Annotated in this window: 9 protein-coding genes; 8 read left to right on the top strand and 1 reads right to left on the bottom strand. The window is 41.7% G+C overall.

Going from position 1 to position 12,993, the window contains the following annotated elements:
- The first annotated feature begins 30 nt into the window (after nt 1-30).
- The gene (locus AB4298_RS00405; protein WP_248999351.1) at nt 31-1,500 is read left to right on the top strand and encodes a carbon starvation CstA family protein; all 1,470 of its coding nucleotides are present in this window, start codon (nt 31-33) and stop codon (nt 1,498-1,500) included.
- Nucleotides 1,501-1,858: 358 nt separating this feature from the next.
- Nucleotides 1,859-2,908, top strand: coding sequence for a GGDEF domain-containing protein (locus tag AB4298_RS00400; protein WP_371985372.1), 1,050 nt, complete (start codon nt 1,859-1,861; stop codon nt 2,906-2,908).
- Nucleotides 2,909-3,310: 402 nt separating this feature from the next.
- Here AB4298_RS00400 and AB4298_RS00395 read toward each other — a convergent pair whose 3' ends face one another.
- The gene (locus tag AB4298_RS00395; protein WP_371985371.1) at nt 3,311-5,677 is read right to left on the bottom strand and encodes a TonB-dependent receptor; all 2,367 of its coding nucleotides are present in this window, start codon (nt 5,675-5,677) and stop codon (nt 3,311-3,313) included.
- Nucleotides 5,678-5,809: 132 nt separating this feature from the next.
- Between AB4298_RS00395 and AB4298_RS00390 the strand changes: the two genes are divergently transcribed.
- The 6 genes from AB4298_RS00390 to AB4298_RS00365 all read left to right on the top strand — a co-directional run bounded on the left by AB4298_RS00390 (nt 5,810) and on the right by AB4298_RS00365 (nt 12,965).
- A complete protein-coding gene (locus tag AB4298_RS00390; protein WP_248999348.1) occupies nt 5,810-6,127 on the top strand; it encodes a hypothetical protein in 318 nt (105 codons plus the stop codon).
- A gap of 2 nt (nt 6,128-6,129) precedes the next feature.
- Nucleotides 6,130-6,393 (top strand): hypothetical protein, encoded by a 264-nt coding sequence (locus AB4298_RS00385; RefSeq protein ID WP_248999347.1) that lies wholly within the window; start codon nt 6,130-6,132, stop codon nt 6,391-6,393.
- Entirely contained in the window at nt 6,390-8,006 is a 1,617-nt protein-coding gene (locus tag AB4298_RS00380) for a PepSY-associated TM helix domain-containing protein (protein ID WP_371985370.1), read from the top strand. Before AB4298_RS00385 ends, AB4298_RS00380 begins: the two co-directional genes overlap by 4 nt.
- A 448-nt stretch (nt 8,007-8,454) precedes the next feature.
- The gene (gene gshB / locus AB4298_RS00375) at nt 8,455-9,492 is read left to right on the top strand and encodes a glutathione synthase (protein ID WP_283107280.1); all 1,038 of its coding nucleotides are present in this window, start codon (nt 8,455-8,457) and stop codon (nt 9,490-9,492) included.
- Nucleotides 9,476-11,470, top strand: a complete 1,995-nt coding sequence (locus AB4298_RS00370) for a flavohemoglobin expression-modulating QEGLA motif protein (protein ID WP_248999345.1) — start codon at nt 9,476-9,478, stop codon at nt 11,468-11,470. Before gshB ends, AB4298_RS00370 begins: the two co-directional genes overlap by 17 nt.
- 370 nt (nt 11,471-11,840) lie before the next feature.
- Complete coding sequence (locus AB4298_RS00365) at nt 11,841-12,965, top strand: PQQ-dependent sugar dehydrogenase (protein ID WP_371985369.1); 1,125 nt, start codon at nt 11,841-11,843, stop codon at nt 12,963-12,965.
- Nucleotides 12,966-12,993: the final 28 nt, after the last annotated feature.

Here is a 12,993-nt window from a genome sequence, read left to right as displayed (position 1 = left end):
TATACCCTACAAATATGGATGATTATAAAAATGCTAATATTCTTAATTTGTATTGCGGCGCTAGTGCTAGCTTATAAGTTCTACAGTCCCTTTGTAGAGCGCCAAGCTGGTATCGATCCCAATGCAAAAACTCCGCAAGCCCGTTTTGAAGATGGCGTTGATTACGTCAAGGTTCATCCGGTTAAAGCTTACTTAATTCAATTTCTAAACGTTGCTGGTGTGGGGCCGATTTTCGGTCCTATTCTTGGTGCGTTATATGGCCCAATCGCACTAGTGTGGATTGTTCTGGGTAATATTATTGGTGGTGCAGTACACGATTACTTTTCAGGTGTATTAAGTATTAAAGAAGACGGTAAGAGCTTGCCTGAAATTGCCGGGCATTACTTTAACGTTTACTTTAAAGGCGTGATGTTGATATTCACTGCTATGCTGCTATTTTTTGTTGGTGTAGTGTTCATTATGAGCCCAGCGGGCTTATTGAGTAATCTCGACTACTTTGAAGGCACAATACTGGCTAACAATACCTTTTGGGTATTAGTGATTTTAGGCTACTACTTCTTAGCAACCATGCTACCGATTGATAAAATCATCACTAAGCTTTACCCATTGTTTGGTTTGCTGATGATTGTAATGACAGTGTCGATTGCAGTGGCATTATTGGTGAGTGCGCCGCAATTGCCTGAGATGGGCGATATTTTTGCCTATTTTGACCATAGCCATTACAACAATGACTTATTAGCGCCAAACCCCGATGGACTGCCTGTATGGCCGCTGCTTTTTGTGACTATTACTTGTGGCGCTATTAGTGGGTTCCATTCAACTCAAGCGCCAATTATGGCGCGTTGTTTAACTAACGAAAAATATGTTCGCCCAGTATATTACGGCGCTATGATGTCTGAAGGTATTGTGGCTTGTGTGTGGGCAACAGCAGGTATTGCCGCTTTCCCCGGTGGTTATGTTGAGCTGAAAAGCATTCTAGATGCGGGTGGCCCTGGTTTAGTTGTTAACCAAGTCGCTACGACATATTTAGGTGTTGCTGGTGGCATTATGGCGATTATTGCTGTAGCCATTTTCCCAATCACCTCTGGTGATACAGCCTTTAGATCTTTACGTCTAACCATTATTGATGCGTTTAAGATCCCACAAAGTTTGAGAAATCGTCTGTTGTTAGCCATCCCTATTTTGGTGATTGCTTACTTCATGACTAAGATTGATTTCTCATTAATCTGGCGCTATTTTGCATTCTCAAACATGCTGCTATCAACCAGCGTATTGTGGCTAGCCACTAAATATTTGTTTGATAGAGGGGCTTTCCACTGGATAGTGAGTTTACCTGCGATTGTGGGTACCTGCGTCACAGTGTCATACATTGTTACTGCAGGCATTGGCCTAGGGCTACCACAGTCACTCAGTCAACCGGTAGGTATTGCCGTTGGAGTGGTTTGTTTAATTGGCCTGATAATGGTGCACAACAAACGTAAGTTAGCCACGGGTGGCTAAGCTTAAATACAACTAATCTAGGGCTGCTAAATGCAGCCCTTTTTTATGTCTCTGCAGACAGATGTAACGAGCGTTTGGGTTAATGACAAGCATCTGTGTTTTCTTTTTCTGTAATAAATTGCCGCTTTAGCTTGTCTTCTAGTTAGAACTTTCCGCATTAATGCTCGTTCAATACCTATGTATATTTACGGTAAATTGACGCGTTTTTAGTGATTATTACTTATAATTGGTTAGCTATTTAGTACTTTAAGCACGGGTTTTACTATTTTTTAGAGTAATTACTTGTTTTTATTTTCAGGCTAAGTACGTTGGTAGTTAAGACGTTCGTCCACAGGCAAGGATTACATAAGGCCGTTTTATGGATAGATTGAGTTTTACGGAAAAAGCGCTAGACGAAGGACTGTTTGATATTTACAGCCGCAAAAGGGTGTTAAGTTTTATTCTTATCGTGTCATTGCTGACCTTTATTCCTCTTAGTATCAAAAATTTTTTAATCGGCCAACCTTTGTTAGCTAGTGTTTTATTAGCATTTGAGTTTAGCTTAGCGGTTGAAATATTTGGTGTCTTACGACTAAAGCATAAGATCATTGGTTACCAACTGCCTTTATTTTTACTCGTTATTAGCATAGTGCTAAGCGTGCATATCTTTGGCACATTAGCCACTTATTGGGTGTTTCCTATTGTAACGGCCATCGTACTTCTCGTACCTAAGAAGATGGCGATAGCGGTAAACAGCTTAATCATAATTGCGACAACATTTGCTGCATTACCGCACCAGTCGGTGACGGTCACATTGCGTTTTACCTTAGCGCTATTAATTTGTGCCGCTATTACCCAATGTGTTATTGAGGCTGTCAGAAAGCTGCAGGGTAACTTAAGTTATTTATCCACCCGAGATTCACTAACAGGGGCGTTTAACCGTCATCAAATGGATCTTAGTCTACAAGCTGCAAGCCAAAGAGCGAAAGCAGGGCATCTTACCTGCATCGCCGTTATTGACATTGATTACTTCAAAAAAGTGAATGATCTACACGGACATGATATGGGCGACAAAATCATTAAGTCCGTGGTGGAACTTGTTAATGTTAATAGCCGGCAAACCGATTTACTGTTTCGCTTAGGAGGGGATGAGTTTTTATTGTTATTTGATAACACTGAGCTCGATAGTGCTTTTAAAGCGGTGCAAAAAATTCGTAAAAGTGTTGTAGAAGGGCTGGCGCAACAATGCCCTGATATTGAGCAAGTGACCTTAAGTATTGGCATTGCCGAGGCAATTGCAAACGAAGACAGTGAGCTTTGGGTTAAACGTGCTGATACGTCTTTATATATGGCAAAACAAGCTGGCAGAGATCAAATTAAAGTGAATGATCCTGCTGAGTTTTACGCTCAGAAGGTCGTGCAGCTCTAATGCCTGACAAACGATTAATACCAATCAGTATAAACATTTAGTCACTTAGCGAGAGTTTAGCGGTTTTGAGGCAAAGTCATTAAATGCTCCAGCATTAATGACATTCACTACATCCATGTGGTTTGCAACGAGTGAAGAGCATAGTTGAACTAGGTTCAAGCTCCTTCTTTGTTTATTAAGAGTCACAGCATCAGAATCGCTAAAACTCGCCTTCAGGAGCGTTTTTGACTGCCTACTTCTGCGTTGATTAGCTTTATAAGGGAATAACCATTATTGCAGCTATTCGCCTTGAATTAGTTTGCCAAAAACCGCTCTGAGTAGATCAAATTCTTATACTGATTAGTTTAAGAAAAAGGCCAACATTGAGTTGACCTTCTTATATGTGTTTATTGCATTTTTTTGCTAAAGGCTAAACTCGCCACGTAAGGTTAACGCTAGTTGTCTTGGTTCGCCTAAGGCCGGTGTGCGAGTGAAGTTATTAGTAATGTATTCTTCATCAAATAAGTTTTTACCTTGCAGGTAAATCCCGACGTTTTGCCACTCATAGCCTATCTGCATATTGACCAGAGTGCGGCTGTCATTGTAAGGATCAAACAGTTCATCACCCTCTTTATATCCTTCACGGTATGGGTCAACCTTTACCGGTGCGCTTTGGGCATAGTTGGCATTTACGTTAGCAAAAATACCGTTATCGGCGCTGTAAGTGGCACCAATATTACCTGTCCACTCGGGAGCGGTAAATTGGCGACCGGATAAGTCATTGACTATTCGCGTAGTTTCAGTGGGAATGGTGATCACAAAGTCAGTAAACTCGGTCTTTGACTGACCCACAGACGCATAAAGTGCGAGTTCGCTAGTGACTTGGTAGTTCAGCTCAAGCTCAAACCCTTGCACTGTTGATTGACCTGCATTGACAGTTTCATTGTCATAACGGTTAGGTGAGAGCTGCACGTTTACTTGTTGGTCACGCCAGTCAACGTAAAACAGGTTGGCATTGGCAATCAAGTCACCGTCTAACCAGCTTGAACGCAATGATAACTCATAGTTGTCAGTGTATTCTGGGTCGTATTCAAACACATCACCGCGAGCGTTATTAATACCTACGCCACCTGAGCGATAGCCTTTTTGGTACGAAAAGCTAGTGATTAAGTCTTCAGTCCAGTGATAGCTCACACCTAGCTTAGGTAAGATGGTATTAAAATCATTTTCAATTTCGGGAGTCGTTGTTGAGGCACTAGCCGCTAAATCATAAAACTGCTGGTTAATACCGGCGATTAACGGGGAAATACCTTCATAAGGTGTTCCAATATAGCTGGCTGGATCCGGTATTTTATCCGCATTTAAAATAATATATTGGGCATCATTTTGTGTTTGTTGCTTTTCATGATCAAAGCGAATACCACCAAAAACGTCCCATTTTTCAGTAATATTCCAAACAGCATCTGCAAATAACGCATAGTTTGAAATTGTCTGCTGTGACGAGGTTAGTGCGCTCGTGTGGGCAGGATTAAACTCAGCGTATTGGCCAACCACTAAATCAGCAATGGGTTGGCTTAACCCATATCTTGCTTGCAATATATCGCTAGTGAGCCCTAAACGGTTTAGTTTTAGATTACTTAATCCGTTAGAGTGATCATCAACATCGGTATTGAAGTAATAAGCACCAATCACGCCGCTAAAATCATCGTATTCAAAGGTCAATCTCAGCTCTTGGCTTAGTGAATCGGTAGTATTTTTGTAGTTAGAAATACTGCCAGTATCTTCTGGGAATTGACTGCCTTCAATCTCTAAGAAGTCAGAATCCCAAGTAAAGCGAGTATCGACGCTAGACCACGTGGTGTATGACCCTAATGACCAATAATCATTTAAGTCGTAGTTTAGCTCTAGCACTAGTATGTCGGCATCTACAGTCTCTTTTCTTTCATCGTTATTGTAGACATAGCGATTTTCAAAAGGATTTTGACCTTGTGCTATCTCAACCGCAGTATGACCATAGTCACTATTGCTGCGGGTATAGCCTAGCTGAGCTGAAAACTCAGGCAGTGCCGATGGTTGATAAAGTAATTTTAATCGATAAGTGCCGTCGTCACGATAATCGGCGGGCTCATTGCGCACTAAGTTTTCAATATAACCGTCAATTTCTTTCTTTTCGCCACTAAACCTAAATGAAAGTTCATCTTCGATAAGGCCGCCACCAATGGCTACGCCAATCTCTCTTTGACCATTTTCACCCACAGTTAGCTGGTATTTACCTTGCCACTCCTGCGTTGGTGCTTGGGTAGTCATGATCACAGCGCCAGCTAATGCGTTACGTCCTTGTAGAGTTGATTGTGGGCCTCGTAATATTTCTACTTGTTTAGCGTCCCAAGTAGAAAAACCACCGCCATAAATCATCCGTTCTGGCAGAGGAGCACCGTCGACATACACACTGGCTAAAAAGCTGTTACCGCCTCCGGAGACGTTAAAGCCGTCAATACCACGAATGCTAAAGCTGCGATTGCCTGTTACTTGAGCATTAGCGGTATTGATGATCACATCGCGAAAATCATTGATGTTTTCTTGCTCTAATTGCTTTTCAGTCAATACCGCAACACTGGTTGTTGTCTCTTGTACGGTGCGAGCAATTTTCTGACCTGTCACCATGATCCGCTCGATATTTGTGGTATCGACAGCATTATCTGCTGCAGCAGATAAACATGTCAGAGAAGCTGGAAGGAGTAAGCCAAAGCGAATTGCACTGGTGATAGGGTTTAAGTTAGATGATCGCATGTTTTATCGTCCAAATGATAATGGTTGTTATTTGTAAACGCGGCGATGCTAACACAATCATCTTGTAATTTGATAACGTATTTACGATAATTAATACAAATTATTATCATTTGTATTTGTGTTGGTGGTTTTATGATATTCGTGAGTGTATTTTCACTGTGGCTTGGCTGCTTTGCTAGCTACTTATCTTCAAGTAAACAGCGGCTTATCTATAAACCTATACCTAGGGCATTGGCTTGGCCAGGTTTTGTCATTACTGCTGCAATAGCCATAACAGGTTTAGCAATGCAATTTGGTTGGTTAGTTTCAATGCTAATTAGCTTGCTGTTAACGATGGCAATGTGGCTGTTGTTAGTTGTGGTGGCATCACATGTTCGGGAGCGAAGTGTGTTGGTTTTTTCACTTGGAACGGTAGTGTTTCCAAGTATTTTTTTATTAGGGATTAATTAACTATGTGGCCAAAAACACTGACCGCTTTTTTTGGGGGGCTATTGCTGTCTGTCAGTATCATGTTGAGCCTTTATCTGCTTATTCCACTCGCTATTGGTACCAAACTGCTTATTGGTTTATTAGCTGGTTTTATTATCTGGGTGGCGGCAATGGTTTATTACTATAGCTTTAACAGTGGCAAAACCAGTGCCATAGCCTGCGGTAAATTTTTGCTGTTGTCAGTGGGTGTTAACTCTCTTCTTTTTTGGTATCAGTCTCCATTATGAACACTCAATCTATGTACTCTCAAAACAATAAAAAACCACAGAGCCAGTGGGTAAAAAACTTAACCGAATCACATAGCTGGATTGGAGTGATTATTTCGCCCTTACTGTTTGTCATATTTTGGGCTGGTGCAGTTACCTTGTTTTATGAAGAAGTAAAGCAGTGGGCGGTTATGCCGCATTATCCGGTTAGCGTGCAACAAACTGCAGCGCCACTGCAGCAAATTGTCGAAGATAAATTGGCCCAACATGATTTTGATTATCAAGAGCACTTAATGGTGCAAATGCCGTCGGAATATGACCCCTATTACAAAGTCTATTTAGATCTTGTTCGCGAAGAGGGCAAAGAGGATGAACATGGCGAAGTGGTGTCTTTGTTAGTGGATCCTAATACTGGCGTTAGTGTGGCGAATAAAGATGACTTTTTTCTTGGAGACTTTTTATATCGGCTGCATTACGACCTTAATTTACCTGGGGGGACATACCTTGTCGGTATCATTAGCTTGTTCTTCTTTTTCGCGTTGATTTCAGGTGTGTTTATCCATGCTAGAAAGTTGTTCAAACACTTTTTCTTATACCGTAGCGATAAGAATCGCCGTGACAAATTACTTGATTTACATAATGTGGTTGGGGTGATGACGCTGCCTTTTACCTTAATGTATGCCTTTAGTGGCTTGGTATTTAATCTGGCGATTATCTACCAAATTGCCTTTGTGGTATTTATCTATCAAGGCGACCAAGACACCTTATTTAAAGATGCGGGTTTTACTTTATTTGACGAGCCACAAATAGAGCAAACAATTGATATGAGTAACGCATATAAGATTATTGCTCAAATGCGTGAACGGCAAGATTTCCACTTAAGAAATGTCATTTTTTATAACTATGGAGATGAGTCCGCGATTATCCAACTACGCGGTAATGACCTTGCTAATTTTTCACAAAAAGACGAGTTCTTTTACCGAGTGAAAACAGGCGAGCTACTCAATAAGACCGATATCAATAACTACAATGTGTTTCGTAAAGGCCGAGAGATTATTGCCACCCTACATTTTGGCGACTTTGCTGGCGTTGATGTGCGTATTTTGTACTTCATTCTCTCTATCGCAATTTGTGCCATGATAGTCATTGGTAACATGTTATGGCTAGATAAGCGGGCTTTACAGAAAAATGTCTCACCGCGCAGTATCAGTATTGTCAGAGGCTTAACCTTAGGCGGCTGTGGTGGACTAATTGTGGCGACAGCCTTGGCTTTTTTACTTGAGCGAATTTTGCCTGCGGGGTTACAAAGCCGCTCTGATTGGCTGGTTTATGGCTTTATTGCGGGTTTAGTTACAGCAATGATAATGGCTTACATTGTCGATAATAAACAGCGATACCTGACACAATTAATTGCGGCGAGTGTGGTTATTTTAAGTGCCACCTTAATTGCTGACGGGTATTTATTTGGTGAGCAAATTATCCAGCTTTGGCAAAGCGGTTTTAAGGCTGTTGTAGGTGTTGAAATTGCGATGTTATTGCTAATTATTTTTGGATGTATGCTCTTAAAGCGTCGAAGTGCTTTAGCGAGTCGAGCTATAGAAAAGCCTTTGACGACGGTGTTGCCAAACCAATAGCGAGAGTTTGCTGCGCCGGTAATATGGTGGCGTCACATCTTAAACAGAATCAAAACGCAGCTTTGGCTGCGTTTCTTTATGGGGGAAAACCGAAACCCATATCAAATATGCCTGTTACTTTGTTGTGTGGCTTGTTGCGTTTTGGTGTTGGACAAGCTTGGTTTAAAGCCTATTGTGGCGAGGTTCGTGGTGTTGCGCACTTGTTGGCTTTTTAGTGAATAAAATTATTTTATTTTGTGTGAATATTTCTATATTCCAATTTCAAAATATGGTGTAAATTAGCGCCACCATATCTAGTTCAACTTGTATTGATAGATAGATGCCATTGTCTGGCTTGGGTTGTCCCCAACCTGAGTCATTGTGTTATTTATTTTGAATACTCTACACCTCCCCAAGCCATCACCCGGCCCAAGATCTTTAGAGCATTCCCCTTTTGTAAGAGATCCCATTGAATATTTTATTTTTGATGTACCCTTGGACGAGTATCGAGCCTGAAACTGATACCACATTGCGTTTAATTCACGAATGCGTTGCTCGTGGCCACACTGTAGCCTTAGCGACGACTAGCAACTTAACTATGCGTGATTCAGAAGCTAGTGCGTTTTGCCAAGTGTTCGATAAAGAACAAGTTACGCCAAATAATATTGTTTCATTCTATAAAAAAGCGCAGTTCAAAAAGCTACGTTTACCGTTAGCGGGCTTTGACAGCATTATCATGCGTGCGAATCCACCATTGGATACCGTAGCGCTGAACTTCTTAGATTCGGTGCGTGATGAAGTGTTCATCATGAATGATATTGACGGTCTGCGTATTGCGAACAATAAGCTGTACACAGCGTCATTTGACGATCCAAATAACACCTTCATTCCAGTGACTCACGTGTCTAAAACACCAGAGTACTTAGAAGAAGTATTGCGTGAGTCTAAGACTGACAAGATGATCATGAAGCCACTTGATGGTTACGGCGGTCAAGGCGTGATCTTAGTTGAGAAAGCAGCGCAAAAGAGTTTTCACTCTTTGCTAGAGTTTTATATCAACAGTGGTAAAGGCGGCAATTACGTTATTTTACAAGAGTATGTAGAAGGCGCTGAAGAAGGCGATGTGCGTATTCTTATGCTAAACGGCGAGCCTATTGGCGCCATGAAGCGTATTCCTGCTCAAGGTGAAGTTCGTTCGAACATTCATGCTGGCGGTAGTGTGGTTAAGCACGTATTAACTAAGAAAGAAAAAGAACTGTGTAAGCACATTGGTCCAAAACTAGTGCGCGATGGTTTGTTCTTTGTCGGTATTGACGTTATCAACGAAAAGTTGATTGAAGTTAACGTACAAAGTCCTGGTGGCATTATGCGTATCAACAAGCTGAATAACGTTAAGCTACAAAAGAAAGTTATCGATTTTGTTGAAAGTGTAGTTAATGCAAAAGAAGTATTAACGCAAAGAAGAACGGAATTTAGAAAGGCGATTGACGATGCTCACATTATCTGAGAAAGAGTGTATTGCGTTAATTAACAAAGGTGAATGCTTTCATGCAGAAGTCGAAGGTGGCTCATTTATCGTTAAGATTGATGAGTATTCTCCAGTAGTATGTACCGCTATTCATAATGGTCATCGCCTGCGTGATGACCTTAAAAAGACCTTCTTACTCACCAAAGAAGAGCGCTTTTATGAAGAAGATCCATACACAGACGAAATGCTGTCATCATTCCCTATTGTCTTGATAGGTAACGACTCACGTTTTGAATATGACTTGAACCGCCCAAAGGCGCATTCAACCTATTTTAAAACCGCGTGGGACAAGCAAGTGTGGCAAAAGCCACTCAGTACAAAGCAGCGCGGCGAAAGTCATGCTAAGCATCAGTCGTTTTATAACGTACTGAGCGCTTTGATTGCGCGTCTTGAAAAGCAGTTTAAAAACAGTATCGTATTTGACACGCATTCTTATAACCATCAGCGTATTGAGGCCGACACGCCAACTTTTAATATTGGCACTAGCCAAATTGATGTTGAACGTTGGGGCGCAACTTGCCATCACTTTGAAAAGCAGTTAAATAAGATTGAGCTGCCTAACCTTGACGTGCGCGCAGCAACCGATGAAGTGTTTCAAGGTCGCGGCTACTTAATTGCTCACGTCAACGCACATTTCGACAACACCCTAGTGCTGCCTGTTGAAGTGAAAAAAGTGTTTATGGACGAAACGACGGGTGAGTTATACCCGCTGGTTTTAGAAGAGTTAAAAGCAGGTATTAAGCAGGCGATTTCAGAAACCGCAGCATTCTTTATGCGCCGCTTTGGTAAGCGCAAATCAGTGAGAAACGTCGATTTATTATCATCGACATTATCACCTGAGATTTTATCATTAGATAAAAGCTTATATAAATTAGCTAATAACGTAGCCACACTGAAATATATTAACCCGATTAATATTGCCAGTGAGCGTAAAAAGTTTTTAGCCCGTAAAGGCGCAGTGGCACCAGAGTTTAGCTATAAGCAGTTAAACCTCAATCCATACCAATTCCGCGAGCAGCTTTATAAGCTACCGGTAGAAAACGTAATGGATGCCGATATTCAGCAGCTTTATCGTCATGTAATTGATAACTTAGCGACTAAAATCGATTTGTTATGCTCAATTGGCAACGAAGATTTTGTCTATAACTCGCTGAAGTATTATGGCCAGCCAGATAAAGATGACATCGCCAATGCCGAGTTCTTACTGCGAGCACCAGATATCGAAGGTGACGACGAAGAACCGACTTACGATGCTACATATGCGGTTAAGTCGTTTCAAAAGCAGGCTGATGATTGGGGCCTTAAGTGCAAAGTTGAAAAGTCATCACGTATCGTTGCGAAAGCCATGGTCGATAGTGAAAGAAACTGTCTATTAATCAACAAAGATGCCATGTTCACCGGTAAGGAGCTTATTGCTTTTGCTAACCACGAACTGGGCGTGCATATGTTGACTACAGTTAACGCTCGCCGCCAAAAGCTACGCGTGTTATCTCTAGGCTTAGTGGGCAATACTCACACCCAAGAAGGTGTTGCTATTTACAGTGAATACTGTTCAGGCAACTTAACTCTGAATCGTCTTAAGATCTTAGCTCTTCGTGTTATAGCAGTGAACTTAATGCTAGAGCAGCGTGACTTCTCGATGACGTTCCAGACTTTGATGCGTGAATATGGTCAAACAACTGAGCAGGCATTTACCTTAACCACGCGTGTTTATCGCGGCGGCGGTTTCACTAAAGACTTCCTTTACTTAAAAGGCTTTAGAGATATCGTTAACCTAAGTAAAACCACGCCGCTAGATAATTTATTAGTGGGTAAAGCGGGTACGCTAGACTTACCGATTATCAGCGAAATGGTTGAGCGTAATATGCTTGAAAAGCCAGTGCCGCTATTTGAGTTAAAGCACAAGTCAACGCCTGATACTGCAGTGATAGACTACTTGGTTTCAGCGATCCGTTAATCATAATTAACGCCGTCTGTAACTCGCATAAAAGCGCCTTATTTCTTATGGGATGAGGCGTTTTTTTATGCTTTAAACTCGCTATGGTGACAGAGTGTTTTTTGGGAGTTTACTGCTGATAATGATTGTCGAATGTAGGTAAGACTTGTCATAGTGGCTTAATAACTTACTGATTGCCGCTAAGGTTTAGGAACATAAAAACCAAGAACAACTGTGTTTATATCAATTTGGTTCTTCGTTAAGGTAACAACTAAAATACCAACTAAAATAAGAATTAAAACAAAGGCTAGAACAAAAAAGATAAAATCCGGAATCCAAGCCAGATAAAATAAGGCCTAAATAAAAGCCAGATAAAAGTAGGAGGACAGGTATGTCGATATTGCAAAGTAACAACATAAGCCAAGCTATATATCAAACAGTAACCCAAGGCTTCAGCGCATTGATGTTGGTTTTTTTAGCTGTGGGCAGTGCACAAGCATTGGAAGCTGAAAAGGTTGCTAGTGGTTTCAACATTCCTTGGGGGCTGGCCTATGTTGACGATAGCACCATGCTGATAAGCCAAAGAGATGGCATAGTGAAACAGCTTAACCTTAAAACGGGTGAGCATAAGACAATATTTAAACCTGCCAATGTATGGGCTGATGGCCAAGGCGGTCTGCTCGATATTGCCGTATCGCCTTTTGCAGACAATACCCTTTACTTCACTTACAGCAAAGATATCGAAGGCGAGGGTGCGACCACCCTTGCTAAAGCGACTTATCAAAACGGCACATTAACAGATTGGCAAGATGTATTTGTATCAAACTCCCGTTCAGATACTGGTCGGCATTTTGGTAGCCGTATAGCGTTCGATAATGACAGTCTGTACTTTTCAATTGGTGATCGTGGCGTACGCGATAACGGTCAAGATACGCAAACTCATGCAGGAGCAATCTTACGATTAATGCCCGATGGCAGCGTACCAAGTGATAATCCATTTATCGCAGACAAAGCGGTTTTAGATGAGATCTGGAGTTACGGCCACCGTAATCCTCAAGGTTTGGTTTACGACGCACCAACACAAAAATTGTGGTCGATAGAGCACGGCCCCCGTGGCGGCGATGAACTTAACCTCATCAAATCTGGCGCCAATTATGGCTGGCCAATCACCTCTCATGGTAAAGAATATTGGGGGCCAATAAGCGTCGGCGATGGCAAACTAAAAGAGGGCGTTGAGCCACCCGTTAAAGTGTATATTCCCTCCATTGCGCCTGGCAGCTTAGCACTGTATCGCGGCGATAAGTTTCCTGAGCTTAATGGCAAGCTACTTGCGGGCGCATTAAAGCTGACTCACATTAATGTGGTCACTGTTTCTGATGCGGCAAAAGCGATTGCAGAACAAAGAATTATGGCAGAGCTAGGTGAGCGTATTCGTGATATCGAGGTCACCCCAAAAGGTGATATCTATTTCAGTACTGATAGCGGCAATATATATAGATTAAAGCACGCGGATTAACGTTTATGACACTAACAAAATAGCCACT

Origin of the sequence: Shewanella sp. 10N.261.52.F9 (assembly GCF_041471165.1) — a bacterium.
Taxonomy (GTDB): Bacteria; Pseudomonadota; Gammaproteobacteria; order Enterobacterales; family Shewanellaceae; genus Shewanella; species Shewanella marinintestina.
Note: the sequence above shows the minus strand (reverse complement) of the source record. Positions and strands in the feature narration are given on the sequence as shown.